The sequence below is a fragment of the Nocardiopsis sp. M1B1 genome, assembly GCF_052466615.1.
In genome coordinates, this window is sequence record NZ_CP196194.1 from 5,272,315 (window position 1) to 5,290,482 (window position 18,168).

General features: G+C 74.8%; 17 protein-coding genes. 6 read left to right on the top strand and 11 right to left on the bottom strand.

Annotated elements, in window-relative coordinates; translation table 11 throughout:
• Nucleotides 1–2 precede the first annotated feature (2 nt).
• The 7 genes from ACSTA4_RS22835 to ACSTA4_RS22865 form a co-directional block, all read right to left on the bottom strand.
• Nucleotides 3–503 carry a DUF2243 domain-containing protein gene (locus ACSTA4_RS22835; protein ID WP_444960960.1) on the bottom strand — a complete coding sequence of 167 codons (501 nt, stop codon included), beginning with the start codon at nucleotides 501–503 and terminating at the stop codon, nucleotides 3–5.
• 293 nt (nucleotides 504–796) lie between these two features.
• Nucleotides 797–1,282 (bottom strand): ferritin-like domain-containing protein, encoded by a 486-nt coding sequence (locus tag ACSTA4_RS22840; RefSeq protein WP_248771723.1) that lies wholly within the window; start codon nucleotides 1,280–1,282, stop codon nucleotides 797–799.
• A gap of 71 nt (nucleotides 1,283–1,353) precedes the next feature.
• Nucleotides 1,354–2,136 carry a putative hydro-lyase gene (locus tag ACSTA4_RS22845; protein WP_444960961.1) on the bottom strand — a complete coding sequence of 261 codons (783 nt, stop codon included), beginning with the start codon at nucleotides 2,134–2,136 and terminating at the stop codon, nucleotides 1,354–1,356.
• A gap of 126 nt (nucleotides 2,137–2,262) precedes the next feature.
• Nucleotides 2,263–3,189: a biotin-dependent carboxyltransferase family protein gene (locus tag ACSTA4_RS22850; RefSeq protein ID WP_444960962.1), complete on the bottom strand. Its 927-nt coding sequence runs from the start codon at nucleotides 3,187–3,189 to the stop codon at nucleotides 2,263–2,265.
• A gap of 86 nt (nucleotides 3,190–3,275) precedes the next feature.
• Nucleotides 3,276–3,893, bottom strand: coding sequence for a 5-oxoprolinase subunit B family protein (locus ACSTA4_RS22855; protein ID WP_444960963.1), 618 nt, complete (start codon nucleotides 3,891–3,893; stop codon nucleotides 3,276–3,278).
• 46 nt (nucleotides 3,894–3,939) lie between these two features.
• The gene (locus ACSTA4_RS22860; RefSeq protein WP_444960964.1) at nucleotides 3,940–4,707 is read right to left on the bottom strand and encodes a LamB/YcsF family protein; all 768 of its coding nucleotides are present in this window, start codon (nucleotides 4,705–4,707) and stop codon (nucleotides 3,940–3,942) included.
• A gap of 115 nt (nucleotides 4,708–4,822) precedes the next feature.
• Entirely contained in the window at nucleotides 4,823–6,073 is a 1,251-nt protein-coding gene (locus ACSTA4_RS22865) for an NRAMP family divalent metal transporter (protein ID WP_444960965.1), read from the bottom strand.
• A 345-nt stretch (nucleotides 6,074–6,418) separates the two neighbouring features.
• Here ACSTA4_RS22865 and ACSTA4_RS22870 point away from each other — a divergent pair, with 345 nt between their 5' ends.
• The 3 genes from ACSTA4_RS22870 (at nucleotide 6,419) to ACSTA4_RS22880 (ending at nucleotide 8,807) form a co-directional block, all read left to right on the top strand.
• On the top strand, nucleotides 6,419–7,129 hold the full coding sequence (locus ACSTA4_RS22870; RefSeq protein WP_444960966.1) for a GntR family transcriptional regulator: 711 nt from the start codon (nucleotides 6,419–6,421) through the stop codon (nucleotides 7,127–7,129).
• Between the two features lie 191 nt (nucleotides 7,130–7,320).
• The gene (locus ACSTA4_RS22875) at nucleotides 7,321–7,905 is read left to right on the top strand and encodes a class I SAM-dependent methyltransferase (protein ID WP_444964248.1); all 585 of its coding nucleotides are present in this window, start codon (nucleotides 7,321–7,323) and stop codon (nucleotides 7,903–7,905) included.
• A 113-nt stretch (nucleotides 7,906–8,018) separates the two neighbouring features.
• Entirely contained in the window at nucleotides 8,019–8,807 is a 789-nt protein-coding gene (locus tag ACSTA4_RS22880; protein WP_248771729.1) for an aminotransferase class IV family protein, read from the top strand.
• 95 nt (nucleotides 8,808–8,902) lie between these two features.
• Here the strand turns inward: ACSTA4_RS22880 and ACSTA4_RS22885 are convergent, their stop codons facing one another.
• The 3 genes from ACSTA4_RS22885 to ACSTA4_RS22895 form a co-directional block, all read right to left on the bottom strand.
• Complete coding sequence (locus ACSTA4_RS22885) at nucleotides 8,903–11,083, bottom strand: MMPL family transporter (protein WP_444964249.1); 2,181 nt, start codon at nucleotides 11,081–11,083, stop codon at nucleotides 8,903–8,905.
• 214 nt (nucleotides 11,084–11,297) lie between these two features.
• Complete coding sequence (locus ACSTA4_RS22890; protein WP_444960967.1) at nucleotides 11,298–12,809, bottom strand: SDR family oxidoreductase; 1,512 nt, start codon at nucleotides 12,807–12,809, stop codon at nucleotides 11,298–11,300.
• Nucleotides 12,806–13,303, bottom strand: coding sequence for a DUF4383 domain-containing protein (locus tag ACSTA4_RS22895; protein ID WP_444960968.1), 498 nt, complete (start codon nucleotides 13,301–13,303; stop codon nucleotides 12,806–12,808). The genes ACSTA4_RS22890 and ACSTA4_RS22895 overlap by 4 nt, the downstream gene beginning before the upstream one ends.
• 91 nt (nucleotides 13,304–13,394) lie before the next feature.
• On the opposite strand from ACSTA4_RS22895, the gene ACSTA4_RS22900 reads away from it, so the two are divergent.
• Nucleotides 13,395–14,426: a MerR family transcriptional regulator gene (locus tag ACSTA4_RS22900; protein WP_444964250.1), complete on the top strand. Its 1,032-nt coding sequence runs from the start codon at nucleotides 13,395–13,397 to the stop codon at nucleotides 14,424–14,426.
• Here the strand turns inward: ACSTA4_RS22900 and ACSTA4_RS22905 are convergent.
• Complete coding sequence (locus tag ACSTA4_RS22905; RefSeq protein ID WP_444960969.1) at nucleotides 14,392–15,621, bottom strand: lycopene cyclase family protein; 1,230 nt, start codon at nucleotides 15,619–15,621, stop codon at nucleotides 14,392–14,394. The genes ACSTA4_RS22900 and ACSTA4_RS22905 overlap by 35 nt on opposite strands.
• A gap of 59 nt (nucleotides 15,622–15,680) precedes the next feature.
• Here ACSTA4_RS22905 and ACSTA4_RS22910 point away from each other — a divergent pair, with 59 nt between their 5' ends.
• Nucleotides 15,681–16,508 carry a class I SAM-dependent methyltransferase gene (locus ACSTA4_RS22910; protein WP_444960970.1) on the top strand — a complete coding sequence of 276 codons (828 nt, stop codon included), beginning with the start codon at nucleotides 15,681–15,683 and terminating at the stop codon, nucleotides 16,506–16,508.
• Nucleotides 16,495–18,135, top strand: coding sequence for an FAD-dependent oxidoreductase (locus tag ACSTA4_RS22915; RefSeq protein ID WP_444960971.1), 1,641 nt, complete (start codon nucleotides 16,495–16,497; stop codon nucleotides 18,133–18,135). The genes ACSTA4_RS22910 and ACSTA4_RS22915 overlap by 14 nt, the downstream gene beginning before the upstream one ends.
• Nucleotides 18,136–18,168 lie beyond the last annotated feature (33 nt).

An 18,168-nucleotide genomic window follows, 5' to 3' on the forward strand; every position in this document is an offset into this window, starting at 1 on the left:
GGTCAGGCCCGCCCGGGATCGGCGCCCGACGCCCCGCGTGCCCGCCTCCGGGACAGGGTCCACAGCGCGACGCCCGCGACCAGCAGTATCCCGGCGAGGATGTTCCAGGTCAGGTCGTAGGGCACCAGGTTCACGCCGTAGCGGATCTGGTGCAGGCCCATGAGTTTGTGCTGGACCAGCCCGTCGTAGAGCTGGAAGGACCCCGCCCCGGTCAGCCAGCCCGCCGTGAAGGCCAGCCCCCGGAAGCGGTGTTCCCGGCGCAGGGAGGCCACCATGAGCAGGGAGGCCACCGTGGCGAACCAGCTGAAGGCGTGGAACAGCCCGTCCGACACCAGGCCGACGCCGGTCGTCGAGAGGTCGTAGAAGTGGTGCCAGTGCAGCAGCTGGTGAAAGACCACCTCGTCCACGAACGCCACCGTGCCCAGCCCGAGCAGGACGCCCGCGGCCGTGTTGCGGCCGTGCGCCGTCGGCGGTCGCGCCCCCGCGCGCGCGGATGCCGTCATGGACGCCTCCCTGGGTGTCTTGGCCTCTTCCCGAGGACCCCTGTTCCCGAGGACCGGTGCGCCGCCGTCGCGAAGGCGGCGTCACCGACCGTGCGGGCGCGCCGTGCCCCCGACCGGCCGGGCGTACCCCGCGCCCGGGAGGGGTCGGCCCGCCGCCCCCCGGTGGACGACACCGGGTTCCGGCCGCCGGGTCGGGCGCGGCCGGAACGGTGCCCGCCACACGGGCGCCCCGGGGAGGCGGTGCCTCTCCGGGGCGCCCGGGTCCCGTCGCGCGCGCCCGGCCCGCGGCGCGGTCAGCGTTCGGCGTCGGCCAGCGCGGTGCGCACCGCACCCGGGAGCTTCTGCTCCAGGAAGCGGGCCATGTCCTCCTCCTGGTGGAGGATGGCGGTCAGCTTGAGGGCGATCTGCTCCTCGCCGAGCGCGCGGGCGCCCTCGATCAGCGCCCGGTAGGAGGCGATCTCGAAGTGCTCGGCGGCGTAGTCGGAGAGGGCGTTCTTGACCATGGTGTCGCCCGCGGGCCTGTTCGCGATGCCCTGCACCGAACCCATCATCCCGGCCAGGGCGCTCTTGACCTTGGACACGCTGCCGCCCAGGGACTCGATGCACCCCTTGACCGTCTCGGCCTGCTCACGCGTCTCCTCGATGTGCCGCGTGATGCGGGCGTGGACCTCGGGGTCCTTCTCCGCGTCCTTGGCGTGGCTCTCCAGCGTCTCCTCGAGGGACTTCTCCATCGAGTAGGCGTCGTTGAGCCAGGCGATCAGTTGCTCGCGGCTGTTCACACCGTTCCCCTTCGTTCGTCGTGTCGCTCAGGCCTGGGCCCGCGACTACCCCCGGGGTCCGGCGGCAAACGTCAGGGCACCTGGTAGGAGGAGTCGCGCACGTCGGTGATCGCCATGTGCCCGGGGGCGTGGCCGATGGCGAACTCGGGGGCGGAGGCCGTCACGGCCGCCTGCGGGGTGACCCCGCACGCCCAGAAGACCGGGATCTCGCCGGGGCGCACCTCCACCGCGTCGCCGTAGTCGGGCCGGTCCAGGTCCTCGATGCCCAGCGCGGCCGGGTCGCCCACGTGCACCGGGGCGCCGTGGACCGCCGGGTAGCGCGAGGTGACGCGCACCGCGTCGGCCACCCGGTCGGCGGGGATCGGCCGCATGGAGACCACCAGCGGACCGCTGAACCTGCCCGCGGGGCGGCAGGGCCGGTTGGTGGCGTACATGGCCACGTTGGTGCCCGCCTCGATGTGGCGCACCGGCACACCGGCCTCCAGAAGGGGCGTCTCGAAGGTGAAGCTGCACCCGATGAGGAAGGCCACCAGGTCGTCGCGCCACAGGTCGGTGACGTCGGTGCGCTCCTCGGCCATCTTCCCATCGCGGTAGACCCGGTAGGCGGGCAGGTCCGTGCGCAGGTCGCCGTCGAAGACGGAGGCGTCCACCCGCCCCGGCTCGGTGACGTCCAGGACCGGGCAGGACTTGGGGTTGCGCTGGGCGAACAGCAGGAAGTCGAAGGCCGCCTCGCGGGGCAGCGCGATGAGGTTGGCCTGCGCGTAGCCCGCGCTGTAGCCGGAGGTGGGGACGCGCAGGCCGTCGCGGAACAGCGCGCGGGCCTGGGACGGGGAGAGGTCGGCCGGAGAGGTCATCGGTTCTGCCTTTCGTTCCGGGTGGGACGGACGGGCGGTGTTCCCGCTCGGCGCCGCGGCCCGTTCCCGGTACGGAACCCGGTCCGCGGTCGTTTCGGGCCCCGCCGCTCGGCGGGGCCCGGCCGGTCAGAGGGTGAAGCGCAGGCGGGTGCCGGGGCGCGCCTGGGCCGCCCTGGGCAGGTCCGCCGAACACACGACGGCCACCACCGGGTAGCCCCCGGTCACGGGATGGTCGGCCAGGAACAGCACGGGCTCCCCGCCCGGCGGGATCTGGAGCGACCCCGCGACCATGCCCTCGCTGGGCAGCTCGCCGGAGCGGGCGCGTTCCAGGACCGGGCCGGACAGCCGGGCGCCGACCCTGTCGCTGCGCGGGGTGACCTCGTAGGCGGACGACAGCAGCGTGCGGACGGCCTCCTCGGTGAACCAGTCCTCGCGCGGGCCGAGGACCACCCGCAGGACCTCCTCGGGTCCGCCGACGGGCGGCACGGGGGCGTGGTCCGCGTTCGGGAAGTCCGCGGGCGCGGGTCCGACCGGGAGCAGGGCACCGGGCACGAGCAGGTCGGGGCCCAGCCCGGCCAGGACGTCGGTGCTGCGCGATCCGAGGACCGGCGGGACGTCCACCCCGCCGCGCACGCCCAGGTAGGAGCGGAGTCCGCGGTCGGGCACGCCCATGGCCAGCTCCGCGCCGTCGGGCAGGTGCAGCACCGTGTTGGCGGCGGCGCCGCGCCCGTCCACCCGCAGCGGGGCCTCGGCCCCGGTGACGGCGACGGTCACCGGCCCGCGGGCCCGCACGCGCAGCCCGCCCAGGGTGGCCTCCAGGGCGGCGGCCCCCGGGGGGTTGGCGAGCAGGCGGTTGGCCAGGGCGTAGGAGTGGGCGTCGGCGGCGCCGGAGCGGCCCACGCCCAGGTCGGCGTGGCCGAAGCGGCCCGCGTCCTGGACCGTGGTCATCGGCCCGGTGGCCACGACCTCCAGGGCCGAGCGCCCCCCGCCGGCGGTCGGGGCGTGCTCCGCGGTCGCCTCGCGCGGTTGCGCCACCGATCCCCGACCCGACACCGCGTTCCTTCCCCGTCCCTGTCCCTGCAGCCGTCCCCGCCCCTGTTCGCGGGCGGGTTCCGTCCGTGCCGGTCCGACACGCGCACTCATGAGGCCTCCGCGTCGGTGAAGCGCACGCGCACCCCCGGCCGCAGCAGGCCGGGCGGGTCGCGGTCCAGGTCCCAGATCGGGGCCTCGGTGCGGCCCAGGAGCTGCCACCCCCCGGGAGAGCTGCGCGGGTACACCCCCGCGAACTCCCCCGCCAGGGCCACCGAACCGGCGGGCACGCGGGTGCGCGCCTCACCGCGCCGGGGCACGTTCAGGCGCGGGTCGTCGCCGACCATGTAGCCGAACCCGGGCGCGAAGCCGCAGAACGCGACCGTCCAGGTGGCGTTCGTGTGCGCCTCGACCACCCCGCGCCGGGTCAGGCCGGTCAGCTCGGCGACGTCGTCGAGGTCCTCGCCGTCGTAGAACACCGGGATGGTGACGGTGTCGCCGGAGTCCGGTCCGGTCCCGGGTGCCAGCGGCAGGCCGGTGACCGCGGCGGCGACCCCCTCGGGGTCGGTGCCGGGTTCGATCCGCAGCAGCAGTGTGCGGGCGGCCGGGACGACGTCGGTGACCCCGGGGAGCGGCCGGGCCCGGAGCGCGGCGCGCAGCGCGATCACCTCGGCGAGGTCGGCGACCTCCACCAGCACACCGCTGTCAGCGCACGTCAGGACACGCACGGCGCCTCCTCGGCGGGGGCGGTGGGCCCCACCCTCCCGGCAGGGGTCACGCGGCCTCCCCGGTGAACGGCGCGAGGGTGACGCCCTCGGCGCGCAACCGGTCGGCCACGGCCCGGGCGATGTCCACCGCGCCGGGGCTGTCGCCGTGCACGCACAGGGAGTCGGCCTCGATGACGATCCGGCTGCCGTCCACGGCCTCGACCGGCTCGCCGTGGGCGATGCGCAGGCAGCGCTCGGCGATGGCCGCCGGGTCGTGCAGGACGGCGCCGGGCTCACGGCGCGAGACCAGCGTTCCCTCCGGGGTGTAGGCGCGGTCGGCGAAGGCCTCGCGGTGCGCGGGCAGCCCGGCCTCCTCGGCCAGGCGCAGGAACCGCGATCCGGGCAGGCCCAGCACGGGCATGGCCGGGTCGAACTCGCGCACCGCGGCGACCACGGCGGCGGCCTGCTTCTCGTGGTGCACGATCGTGTTGTAGAGGGCGCCGTGCGGCTTGACGTAGCGGATCCGGTCCCCGGCCAGACGGGTGAACGCCGACAGCGCGCCCATCTGGTAGACCACCTCGTCGGTCAGCTCGGCGGGCGGCACGTCGAGGAAGCGGCGGCCGAACCCGGCGAGGTCGCGGTAACCCACGTGCGCGCCGACGGCCACTCCCCCGGCCACCGCGTCGAGCGTGGTGCGCCGCAGCACGGACGGGTCACCGGCGTGGAAGCCGCAGGCGACGTTGGCGCTGGTCACGATGGACAGCAGTGCCTTGTCGTCGCCGAGTTCCCAGCGGCCGAAGCTCTCGCCGAGGTCGGAGTTGAGGTCGATGCGCAACGTCGGTGCTCCTCGTTCTCTCGTGTTGCCCCTTGCGGGGTACCCCTACCCCGCCCGGGTGGCGGTCCGGGCGGGGCAGGGGTGGGGGAAGGTGGAAGGGCGCTCGCCCGGCGGGCTACTGCCAGAGGTCGGCGATGCCGCCCAGGGAGCCGATGGCCATGTACACGGTGAGCGCCCAGGCGGCCACGCCGATGACGATCAGCCAGCGCGGGTAGCGGTACCCGCCCAGCAGGTCGCCGGAGCGGCGGGCCGCGACCCACAGCAGGATGCCGAGGCCCACCGGCAGGATCACGCCGTTGAGGGCTCCGGCCAGGATCAGCAGCGTGTTCGGGGCCTGACCGGACAGCAGCAGGATCGCCAGCGAGAGGCCGATGAAGACGGTGACCAGGAGGCCCCGGCGCTTCTCCAGCCACGGGTGGAAGCTCGTGACGAAGGAGATCGAGGTGTAGGAGGCGCCGATGACGGAGCTGACCGCCGCGGCCCACAGGATGACGCCGAACAGGCGCACGCCGACCTCGCCCGCCGCCTGGCGGAAGGCCTCGGCGGAGGGGTTGGCGGACGCCAGGATGTCGGCGCCGCCCGTGACGACGCCGAGGATGGCCAGGAACAGCACCACGCGCATGACGCCGGTGACGATGATGCCGGTCACGGAGGTCTGCGTGATGGCGCGGACGTTCTCGCGCCCGCCCTGGCCCGCCTCGACGAGGCGGTGCACGCCCGCGTAGGTGATGTAGCCGCCGACGGTGCCGCCGATGATGGTGACGGTGGCCAGGAAGACGTCCGCGCCGAACCGCTCGGGCAGGACGGCCTGGCGCAGTGCCTCGCCGACCGGGGGCTGGGACACGACGGCCACGTAGACGGTCAGCACGATCATGGCCACGCCCAGCACGATCAGGACGCGGTCCAGGGCCACGCCCAGCCTCTTGACGGCCAGGATGACCACGGCCAGGACCGCGGACAGGACGGCGCCGAGCCGGGTGTCGAACCCGACCATGGCGTTCAGGCCCAGGCCGGTGCCCGCGAGGTTGCCGACGTTGAAGATCAGGCCGCCGAAGACGATGAGCGCGGCGAGCAGGTAGCCCGCGCCGGGGACGACCTTGTTGGCCAGGTCCTGGGCGCGGGTGTTGGCGACGCCGATGACGCGCCAGATGTTCAGCTGGACCGCGATGTCGACCAGGATCGAGATGAGGATGGCGACCGCGAAGGTCGCGCCCAGTTCAGCGGTGAACGTGGTGGTCTGGGTGATGAAGCCGGGGCCGATGGCGCTGGTGGCCATGAGGAACATCGCACCGAGCAGGCTGCTGCTGATCGCGATCCGCCCGACACGGGGGCGCACCTTCGGAGGTGCGGGGGGTGTGTCACCCATGGGTCACTCCAAGGGGTCCGATGTGGGTCGGTGACGCGATAACCGACCGCGCCATCGTTGGATTGTTGAACGATACTTCAATCCAACGAGACGGGTAAAGATCCGGTATGTAAAAAACCCAGGTCACCTGTGTTGCAGGAGGGTCTCTTCGCCCCACCTTGCCCAGGAGAGGCATTGGAGGAACCTCTGAAAGGGGCGTCCGCGAGTCCGTGGACGGAGCCGCGCGGGACCGCGCCGCGGTCCACCGGTCCGATGAACCGACTTCTGTGGGCTCCCCGCTCTCCCGGGAGTGCTCCGCGTCGGTGACAATGAAATAACAGACGCCATTCCCCTTAAGGAGCACCTGTGACGGCCACGGACGCCCGCACCGACCGGACCAGCGGCCGCACGCGCCTCCTCCCCCCGCTGCCCACGCAGGCCGAACGGGTCGCGGAGCTGCTCCGCGAGTCCCTCATCGACGGCGTGTACCCGCCGGGACAGCGCCTGTCGGAGGAGCGGCTGTGCGAGGAGCTCGGGGTCTCCCGCAACACCCTGCGCGAGGCGTTCCGACTGCTGGTGCGCGAGCGGCTGCTGGTGCACCAGATGCACCGAGGAGTGTTCGTCGGCCTGCCGACCAGCGAGGACGTCCGCGACCTGTTCAAGGCGCGCCGCTCCCTGGAGCTCCCCGCGCTGCGGGGGGCGGTGGCCCCGGACGAGGAGGCGGTGCGGCTGGTCGGGGCGGCCGTGGACGAGGGCGAGGCCGCGCGCGGACGCGAGGACTGGTGGCGGATGGGAACGGCGAACATGCGCTTCCACCAGGCCGTGGCCGGGCTGGCCGGGAGCGCGCGGGTGAACGAGTTCATGAGCCAGGTGCTGGCCGAGACCCGGCTGGTGTTCCACGTGATGGACGCGCCCCGGGAGTTCCACGTTCCGTACCTGGACTGGAACCGCAGGATCCACACCCTGCTGGCCTCCGGGGACGCGGCCGGGGCGGCGGACGAGCTGACGACCTACCTGGAGACCTCGGAGAACCAGCTGGTCACCGCGTTCACCGCCATGGAGCGGCAGCGGGACTGACCGCAGGGCGGGCGGCGGGCCGCGCCCCCGCCGCTCACGCCGGACGCGCGGCGCGGCGGCCCTCCCCTTGTCCAGCCGGACGGACCGCCCTCCCGAACAGCGGGAACACCCCCCCGCAGGCCCTCCGAGGGGGGTGAAAGGTCCGCGCCGGAGAGCCGTCCTACCTTGAAGCCATGACGAAATACGCGTGGATGTACCGTCTCGGCTTCACCCCCTGGGAGCGCTACGGCGCCGCGGGCGGGGCGGCGCAGCTCGGCGCCCTGCTCGACCGCGAGACGCGGGCGCGTGCGACCGGCCCCGGGCGGGCGCTGGACATCGGCTGCGGACGCGGGCAGTTCACCCCCGAGCTGGCCCGGCGCGGCTGGGAGGCGGTGGGCGTCGACATCGTGCCGGAGGCCGTGGAGGCCGCCCGCCGCAGGGGCCCGGCGGAGGTCACCTACGTCGTCGGCGACGTGACCGGCCTCGAATCGTCCGGCCTGGGCGCCTTCGACCTCTTCCTCGACATCGGCTGCTTCCAGGGCCTGGACGCGGACCAGCGGGCCGCGGAGGGGCGGGGAGTGACAGCCCTGGCCGCGCCGGGGGCCGTCCTGTTGATGCTCGCCTTCGGCCCGTCCCGGTACCGGCGGCTCGTCGAGGGCGTCGCACAGGCGGAGATCGAGGCCGCGTTCCCGGGGTGGGAGCTCCTCACGGCCGAGGACGCGCGGACCGACGGCCTGGGATGGCCGATGAACCGGACCTCACCGCGGTGGTACCGCTTCCGCCGCACGACCGGCTGACTCGGGCCCCGGCGGCCGGGTCCCGACCCGACCGGCGCGGTGCGCCGCCCACCCCGGTCCCGGTGGGGGAAAGCCCGATGGCGCGGATACCGGAATGCCATGATGGACACCTCATGGAACTGAACGGACGCCCCGTCAGCACCGGGGAACTCGCGGGCCTCGCCCTGTACGGCTACGGCCACTTCACCACCATGCTCGTCACCGACCTGCGCGTCCGCGGCCTCGACCTGCACATGGAACGCCTGAGCAACGACTGCCGCACCCTCTTCGGCGTCGAACTCGACATCCCCCGGGTCCGCGAACTCGCCCGGCGCTCCGCGCGCGCCCACCCCTCCCCCTCGGTGGTCCGCGTGACCGTCTTCGACCCCCACATGGACCTGGGCCGCCCCTCCGCCCGCCAGCTCCCGCAGATCCTCGTCAGCACCCGCCCCGCGCCGGAGAACGCCTCCCCTCCCCCGGTCCGCCTGGGCACCCGCCTCTTCACCCGGGACACCCCGCAGGTCAAGAGCACCGGCCTGTTCGGAGCGCTCCGCCAGCGCCGCGCCGCCCAGTTGGACGGCTACGACGACGCGCTGTTCATGGGCGTGGACGGCCGCGTCTCGGAGGGCCCCACCTGGAACATCGGCTTCCTGGACGGCGGCGGCCTGGTCTGGCCGCAGGCCCCCTGCCTGCCGGGGGTGACCACGGCGCTGGTCAGCCGGGCCGCCGAGAACCTCGGCATCCCGGTCACCACCCGGCCGATCGCCTCGGCGGCGAGCACCCGCACGGCGGGCGCGTTCATCACCAACGCCACCACGGGCGTGCGGCCGGTGGCCGCCATCGACGGCGTCCACCTGCCGCAGGCCGCGCTGGTGCGCAAGTTCGCCGCGGCCTACGCGGACCTGCCCGGAGACGCCCTGTAGCGACCTCCGGAGCGCGCACACGCTCCGCCTCGTCGTGTGCGCCCGACGAGCGCACACGACGAGGCCGGGTCCGGGGGTACGGGGCCGACGCGGCGTCAGCGCTCGGTGGGCTCGCGCTCCTCCGCGTTCTTCGGGGCGCGGCCCGCGCGCCCGGGCCACCACACGCGGGACCCGACGTCCAGGGACAGCGCGGGCACCAGCACCGTCCGCACGAGCAGCGCGTCCACCAGCACGCCGAACGCCACCAGGAAGGCCAGCTGGAGCAGGAACAGCAGCGGGATCACCGCCAGGGCCGCGAAGGTCACGGCCAGCACCACCCCGGCGGAGGTGATCACACCGCCGGTGACGGTCAGCGCGCGCAGCACGCCCTCGCGGTGCCCGTGCAGCAGCGTCTCCTCACGCGCCCGGGACATGAGGAAGATGCTGTAGTCGATCCCCAGCGCCACCAGGAACACGAACGCGAACAGCGGCACCACCGGGTCCGCGCCGGGCAGGCCGAGCACGTGGTCGAACAGCAGCGTTCCCACGCCCAGCGCCGCGGCGAAGGACAGGACGTTCACGGCCATCAGCAGCAGCGGCGCCACCAGGGAGCGCAGCAGCGGGATGAGCACGAGGAAGACCACCACGAGCACCAGCGGCACCACGACCACGAAGTCGCGCTGGGCGGTGTCCAGGGTGTCCAGGTCGGTGGCGCTCACACCGCCGACCAGGGCGTCGGCGCCCTCGACGGAGTCCAGTTCGGTCCGCAGGTCGCGCACCGCGTCCACCGCCTCGGCCGACTCGGGGCCGACGGTGAGGACCACCTCGACCAGCACCCGGCCGTCCTCCACCAGGGGCGGCAGGTCGGCGCCGGGCGGGCCGGGCTCGGTCACCGGCGCGGCCCCGTCCACGACGGGCAGGCGTTCGGCGGCCCGGACGACCTCGTCCAGGTGGTCGGCGTCGGCGACCACCAGGGCGGGGGCGGCGCTGGCGTCGGAGCCGAAGCCCCGGTCGAGGGCCTCTTGGGCGTCGACCGCCTCCACCTCGGTGCGGAAGACCTCGGCCTGGCCGGTGCCCCCGGCGTCGAACTGGGGCGCGAACACGGCCGCGGCGGCCAGGACCGCGGTGGTGACGATCCAGTACAGGCGCGGCCTGCGCGAGACGGTGGTCGCCAGGCGGCCCCAGAACCGGTGGCTGGCCACGACCTCGTCCAGGGTTCCGTCCGTCCGGCCGCCGCTGTGCGGGGCCACGGGCCAGAAGGCGGCGCGTCCGCACAGGGCGAGCACGGCGGGCAGGAAGGTCATCGCCGAGAGCAGGGCCGCGACGACGCCGATGGCCACCACGGGGCCGAGGCTGCGGGTGGAGGCCAGGTCGGCGGCGAGCAGGCAGAGCAGGCCGAGGATGACGGTCCCGCCGGAGGCCAGGACCGGGCCGGTCACGCCGCGCACGGCGGCCGTGACGGCTTCGGGCACGCGGTCGCGGACGGCCAGTTCCTCGCGGTAGCGGGCCACGAGCAGCAGTGCGTAGTCGGTGCAGGCGCCCACGACCAGGATGAACAGGATGCCCTGGCTCTGACCGTTGAGGCTGACCAGGCCGGTGTCGGCGGCCAGGTAGACCAGTGCGCCGGACAGGCCGAGCGCGAGGAGGCAGGCGAGGATGACCAGCACCGGCAGCAGCGGCGAGCGGTAGACGGCCACGAGGATGATCAGCACGGCGGTGATGGCCACGATCAGCAGCGTGGAGTCGATGCCGCCGAAGGCCGCGGCGAGGTCGGCCGCGAAACCGGCGGGGCCGGTGACCTGGACCTGGAGCCCCGGCACGGGGTCGTCGGCCAGCACCGCGCGCAGGTCCTCGACAGCGTCGCCGGTGTCGGCGGTCGGGTCGAGCAGCACCACGAGTTGGGCGACCGAGGGGTCCTCGGTCCCGGGGACGGGGCCGACGACGGAGCCGGAGACCCAGGGCTCCTCGCCCACGCGCTCGGCGACCGCGGCGATGTCGGCGAGTTCGCCCTCTCCGAGCGCCTCGCCCCCGTCGTCCCCGGCGTCCTCGCGCGAGTAGACGACGACGGCCGGGACCGCCTCCTCGCGGTCGAACTCCTCGGCGATCTCACTGACCTCGGTGGACTCGGCGCCCACCGGCAGGAACGCGCCCGGGTCGTTGGTCTGCACCTCACCGAGCCTGCCCAGGAACATGCCCAGGGGCCCGGCGCCCGCCAGCCACACCAGGGTGACCAGCAGGGCCGCTCCGATCCACCAGCGCGACCGCCCGGCAGGTGGTCTGCCGTTGTCCTTGTCCACGTTCGGGATCCCTCTCACACCGTCAGCTTGCTCGAAATTTGAGCATCTCGCTTTTCGAGTTACTTTCGGGCATGACCCTACCCCAGTCCGCTCCCGCCATGCGCCCGCCCCCGTCCGGCGCGGACGTGGCCCCCGTCACCGCCCGTCGGCGGTGCGGTCGGGCGCGAACGCCGTCGGCCCCGGTCCGCGCGGACCGGGGCCGGGGAGGCGGGTGTCAGCGGCGCGCGTGCGCCCCCCGCGGGGCCGCGCGCTTCGAGGACGCCCGTTCCCGGGACGCCTCTTCCGCGGCCGCGACGATGTTGTCGGCCATCGCGCCGAACACGAACCCGTGGAAGGGCGTGACGGCCTTCCAGTACAGGTGCCCCAGCAGGCCGCGCGGGTGGAAGAGCGCGCGCTGGCGGTAGACCGTGCGTCCGCGCACGCGGGCCACGCCCAGTTCGAGCCAGGCCGGTCCGGGCAGGCGCATCTCCGCCCGCAGCCGCAGCAGCTCGCCGGGGACGACCTCCTCCACCCGCCAGAAGTCCAGGGAGTCGCCCACCCGCAGCCGCTCCGGGTCGCGCCGCCCCCTGCGCAGGCCCACCCCGCCCACGGCCAGGTCGATCCAGCCGCGCGCGGCCCACGCGAGGGGCCAGGAGTACCAGCCGTGTTCGCCGCCGATGCCCTCGACGACCCTCCACACCGCCTCCGTTCCGGCGTCGACGTACCGCGCGCGCACGTCGGTGTAGAGGCTGCCGCCCGCCCAGGCGGGGTCGCTCGGCAGGGGGTCGGACGGGGCGCTCGGCCAGGCGGCCGAGGACCAGCGGGTGTCCACCCGCGACTCGTCCACACGGCGCAGGGCCAGCTCCACGGCCCGGTCGAAGCCGATCCGGTCGTGGTCGTCCAGCAGTTCGGACAGGTCGTCCTCGCCGACCACCGCGTCGTGGCGCAGCGACTCCACCAGCGGCCGGGCGATCGCGGGCGGCACCGGCGTGACCAGGCCGACCCACAGGCTGGAAAGGCCCGGCGAGAGCACGGGGACGGGGATGATCAGCCTCCTGGCGATCCCCGCCGCCCGGGCGAAGCGCTGGATCATCCGGGCGTAGGAGAGCACCTCCGGGCCGCCGATGTCGAAGGTCCGGTTGGTCCCCTCCGGGAGTTCGGCGCACCCGACCAGCAGTCGCAGCACGTCGCGCACGGCGATCGGCTGGACGCGGCTGCGCACCCACCGGGGCGTGGTCATCACCGGCAGCCGCTCGGTGAGGTGGCGCAGCATCTCGAAGGAGGCCGAGCCGGAGCCGAGGATCACCGCGGCGCGCAGCACGGCGGTGGGCACGCCCGACTCCAGCAGGATCCGGCCGACCTCCTCGCGCGAGGCCATGTGCGCCGACAGGCCGTCCCCGTGCGGCGCCAGTCCGCCCAGGTAGACCAGGCGGGTCGTGCCCGCCGCGCGCGCCGCGCGGGCGACGTTGCGGGCGGCGCGGGCGTCGGTGCCCGCGAAGTCGCGCCCGCCCGACATCGAGTGGACCAGGTAGTAGGCGGTGTCGATGCCCGCGAACGCCTCGGCCAGGCCCTCGCCGCTCACCACGTCGCCCCGGACCACCTCCACGCGGTCGCGCCAGGGCTGGTCGCGCAGCTTGTCCGGGGTGCGCGCCAGACAGCGGACGCGGTACCCGGCCGTGAGCAGCTCGGGCACCAGACGTCCGCCGATGTAGCCGGTGGCCCCGGTGACCAGGACGGACTGACTCATCCGGTCGCACCGACCACGCCGTGGCGGCGCTCGCGTCGCCGCGCGCGCCTGCGGCGGTACGGGTTGTCCTCGGGCAGGCCGCCGCTGACCCGGCCGTACATGCCGAAGGTCATCACCATGATCCCGACGACGAAGCTGAAGATGACGTTGGGCATGGAGAAGGCCAGGATGTTGGGCCCCGCGCTCATCAGGTAGAGGTTCACGAGTCCGCTGGCCACGAACCCCACGCCCACCAGCGTGCAGACGGTGGACGCGAACGAGCCGCCCAGCACGGAGGCGCCCAGCAGAAGTGAGCCGATCGCGACGGACACGAAGCTCAGCGCGCCGTTGGTGGACAGGCCCGCGATGACCTCCCCCTGGGTGTCGAAGAGCGGGAGCCTGACCACCAGCCCCGCGATGCCGAAGCCCATGAGTACGAGTCCGGTGAGTCCGGCGCCGACACGGTAGACCACGCTGAGACGGCGGTCGGCCGGGCGTCTGGTGTCCAGATCCATGGTGCTGCCCCTTCCGGTGTTCTCCCAGCTAGAGTTCTACGCGTGTGGTGTGCGACACAAGACGCACCGCTTTCGCAACGCTTGGGGCGCCATGGCCGACGCACTGACCCCCGGGGCGACCGCGCGTCTGCTCGGGGTCTCGCCCTCCACGCTGCGCAGCTGGGACCGGCGCTACGGTGTGGGGCCGCGCGAGCGCAGTCCGGGCGGGCACCGCCGCTACTCCCCCGCCGACGTGGCGCGCCTGCGCGAGCTGTGCCGCCTGGTCGGCGAGGGCCTGTCGCCCGCCTCGGCGGCGGAGTGCGTGCTGGACCCGGCCCGCGGGGGTTCGGCCTCCGCTGCCGCCGCGCCGCGCGTTCCCCGGCAGCGGGGCGCGGGGACCGGCCGGGAGGAGGCGCGGGCCTCCGGGGAGGGCTCGGGAACCGGCGGGGAGGGAGCGGAGGCCCCCGGGAGGGGCGTACGGTCCCGCTGGCGCCCCGGCGGGGACACCCTGCCGCTGGGCCCGTCCGGGCCCACCCTCCAGGGGATCGCCCGCGCCGCCATGCGCATGGACGCCGAACTCGTGGAACTCCTGCTGGAGGAGGCACTGGACGAGCGCGGCGTGGTGGCGGCCTGGGAGGACCTGGCGATGCCGCTGCTGTACGGGATGGGCCGCAAGTGGGAGGACACCCGGCGCTACGTGGAGGTGGAGCACCTCCTGTCGTGGTGCGTGTCCTCGGCGCTGCGCCGCGTGGCCGCCCCGGCGGGCACGGACGCGGCGGGCCGTGCCACGGTCCTGGCCTGCGGCCCCGGCCAGATGCACAGCCTTCCGATGGAGGCGCTGGCCGCCGCACTGCGCGAACGGGGCGTGCCGCGCCGGGTGCTGGGGCCGTGCACGCCCGTGGCGGCGACGGTGCGGGCGGTGCGCCGCACGGGCCCGCGCGCGGTGGTCCTGTGGTCCCACGCCGGAGACGCCGACGACGTCGCGGCGCTGCGGGCCGCGGTGCGCGCGGCGGCGGAGTCGGCCCAGGCCACCGCCGTGTACACGGCCGGGCCGGGCTGGCGGTCGCTGGGCGCGGCGCCGGGGCTGGCCGCCGGGCACCTGGGCTCGCTCACCGACGCCGTGCGGACCCTGGCCCCCGGCTGAGGTCCCTCGCACCGGCACCGGCTCCGCGCAGCGTGTACCACGCCTGGTCCAGGCTGGTCAGCGACATGGCCGCGACCGGTGTGCTCAGGCCCATCACCAGTTCCCGGGGCAGGCGCGAACCGCCGTCCAGGAAGGCCAGCACGTCCCCGAGGCGGTTGGCCGCGAACAGCCCGGCGAAGAACTCCGCTCCCCGCACCCGCCCCGTGTCCAGGGCCCGCAGCATGACCGCGTCCATCGCGAGATGGCGGCGCCGGTGGGGCACCGGCGGCACCGGGACCCGCCCCCGGGCCAGCGCCCGCGCCACGGCGGCCGTCTGTCGCCGCACACCGCTGAACGTGTACCCGGTCGAGGGCCGGGTGGCGCCGCCCGCCGTCCCCACCCGGAACACGCGCCGCCCCGCGCGGGGCCGGAACCGCGCGTCGGTCATCGGGATGACGCCCTGCTCGGCCGCGGTCACCTCCACGTCCCCCAGCCCGAGCAGACCGCAGTAGTCCTTGAGCGCGCGCTCGTACTCGGGGGTCGTGAGCGCCTCGCGGCCGAACTCGGTGTACTCCACCAGCGCCTCGCGCGACGACAGCGGCAGCACGTAGCCGAAGGCCACCCCGTTGGGGGGCTGGGGAGGGCGCAGGTCCATGAGCACCGCCGAGGCGGGGTCGAAGGCGTCGTCGGGCGTGCGCACGAACCAGCCGCGGAAGTGCTGGAGCAGGTGCGTGCGCCCGCGCGGGGCGGGCCGGGGCGGACGCGAGTCGAACACCCACGAGGCGGTCAGCACACGCTCCCCTCCCCCGGGTCCGGTGCCCCGCACCACGGCGTGCTCGGCGCCGTCGGCGACCCCGGTGACCAGCACCGGGAGCTGGTCCACGTGTTCACCGGCCGAGGCGCGCACGTGCGCGTCCACGTCGGCCGACCGCAGCATCTTGTACACGTAGGGCGCCGCCGAGGAGTCGTGTGAGGCCCCGTCCGGCCCCACCACGGACAGGTCCTCCCAGCGGGCGGCCAGCAGGTGGTCCCACGGCCCGCCGTCGGGCTCCCAGAAGCACCAGGTGCGGGGCGGAGGGGTGTGCGGCCCGGGGGGCGGTTCGACCAGGGCGACCCGCAGCGGTCGGCCACGTCGGTCATTGACCCCGCGAAGCTGGTGGGCCAGGGTGAGCCCAGCGGCTCCCCCGCCGATGATCGCCACGTCGTAGTCGGCCATGCCCCCAGCATGCACGGGAAGGGCCGCGCCCGCACGCGAACACCCCCCGGGAGGAGAACGTGGACACCACGACGCACGCCATGAAGGACGGCGCGGTCACCGACGAGTTCGACCACGCCGCCGGAGCCTACGACCGGCTCGTGGGAGCCAACCCCGGCTACCACGCGCACCTGCGGGTCTCCGCCAGGCGGCTGGGCCTGCCCTGGGACGGCACGGGGCTGCGCCTGCTCGACCTCGGGTGCGGCACGGGCGCCTCCACCGCCGCCCTGCTGCGCGCCCTGCCCCGGGCGCGGATCGCGGCCGTGGACGCCTCGCCCGGAATGCTGGAGGCGGCCCGCGCCAAGCGGTGGCCGGAGTCCGTCTCCTTCCACCGGGCCAGGGCCGAGGAACTGACCCCCGAGTGGGCCCGGGAGCATGTGGGCGGCCCGGTGGACGCGGTGTTCGGCGCCTACCTCATCCGCAACTGCCCCGACCCCGACGCCCTGCTCGCCTCCGTGCGCGCGCTGCTCAAACCCGGCGGCCGCGTCGTCCTGCACGAGTACTCCGTGGCCGACTCGGTGTCGGCGCGGGCGGTGTGGTCGGCGGTGTGCTGGGGAGTGGTGATCCCGGCGGGCAAGGCTCTGACCGGCCGGGCGGACCTGTTCCGCTACCTGTGGCGCAGCGTTCTGGAGTTCGACGGCCGCGGCGCGCTGCTGGACCGGATGCGCCGCGCGGGCCTGGAGTCGGTGGCCAGCGCGCCGCTGCCGGGCTGGCAGTACGGGGTCACGCACACGTTCGTGGGACGGCGCCCGAACGGCGCTTCGAGCGGCGCTCTGGAGAGCGCTCTGAACAGCGTTCGGAAAGGCGCTCCGAACAGCGCTCCGGGGGGCCGCGTTGACGAGCTCTGACGGCGAGGGGCGCCCCGGGGCGCGCCCCGCCTCCGACGGGTCCGGCCGTCCCCCCGGCGTCCGCGACCCCCTGGCCGAGGCCGTCCCGCCCGCCCCGCCGACCGGCCCCGCGACCGCCGGGAGGCCCCGCGCCGTCGTGGTCGGCGGCGGCATCGCCGGGCTGGCGGCGGCCTGCGCACTGGCCGAGCGGGACGTGGACGTGACGGTGCTGGAGCGCGAACCCTCGCTCGGGGGGCGGCTGCGCGGCTGGGCCACGACGCTCTCCGACGGTTCGCCCGCGACCATGACCCGCGGGTTCCACGCGTTCTTCCGGCAGTACTACAACCTGCGCGCCCTGCTGCGCCGCGGCGACCCCGGGCTCGGCGCGCTGGTGCCGCTCACGGACTACCCGCTGGTGCACCGGGACGGGCCGCGCGACCGCTTCTCCGGGCTGCCCGCGACCCCGCCGTGGAACGCGGCCGTCCTGGCGGCGACCAGCCCGAGCTTCCCGGCGCGCGACATGGCACGGGTCAACCTGCCCGCGGCCCTGCAACTGTTCGACGTGGACGTGCCAGGCGTGTACGAGCGGCTCGACCACCTCAGCGCCCGCGACCTGCTGGACGCGGTGCGCTTCCCGCCCACGGCACGGCACCTGGCCTTCGAGGTGTTCACCCGCAGCTTCTTCTCCGACCCCGGCGTGCTGTCGGCCGCCGAACTCGCGCTGATGTTCCACGTGTACTTCCTCGGCTCGTCCGAGGGTCTGGTGTTCGACGTGCCGGGCTCGCCGTTCCCGCAGGCGCTGTGGGACCCCCTGGAGCGCTACCTGGCCAAGCGCGGGGTCCGGCTGCGGACCGGCGTGCTGGTCGAGGAGGCGGGCCGGGCGCGCGAGGGCGGGGAACCGGAGCGCCGGGAACCGCGGAGCCGGTTCACGCTGCGCGGGCGCACGGTCGGGGGCGAGTTCTTCGAGGAGGGAGCGGACGCCGTGGTGCTGGCCGCCGACCCCGCCGGAACCCGCGACCTGGTGGCGGCCTCGCCGGGACTGGGCGGACCGGACTGGCGCGGCCGGATGGCCCGGGTGCGCACGGCTCCCCCGTTCCTGGTGTCGCGCTACTGGCTGGACCGGCCCGTGCGCCCGCACCGGCCCGCCTTCCTGGGCACGGCGGGCTACCCCACCCTGGACAACATCAGCGTGCTGGAACGGTACGAGGACGAGGCCCGCGAGTGGGCCCGGCGCACCGGCGGGTCGGTGGTGGAGCTGCACGCCTACGCGCTGGAGGAGGGGTGCCATCCCGAGTACGAACGGAACCGGCTCCGGGAACAGGCCGAGTCCGTCTACCCGGAGCTGCGCGGGGTCCGCGCGGTGGACGCCCGGCACGAACTGCGCGCGGACTGCCCGCTGTTCGCGCCCGGCAGCCACCGGGACCGGTGCGGGGTGACCACGCCCGACCCGTTCGTGACGGTGGCGGGCGACCACGTGCGCACCGACCTGCCCGTGGCCCTCATGGAACGCGCCGCCACCAGCGGTCTGCTCGCGGCCAACGCCCTGCTGTCGCGGTGGGGGCGGCCGGGGCACACGGTGTGGACCGTGCCCCGGCGGGGCCGGTCGGTGCCGCTGCGGGCGCTCGCCCGGTGGTCCAGGATGTCCTAGCGGTCCCGCCAGTACGGTGGCCGAGGAGGTTCA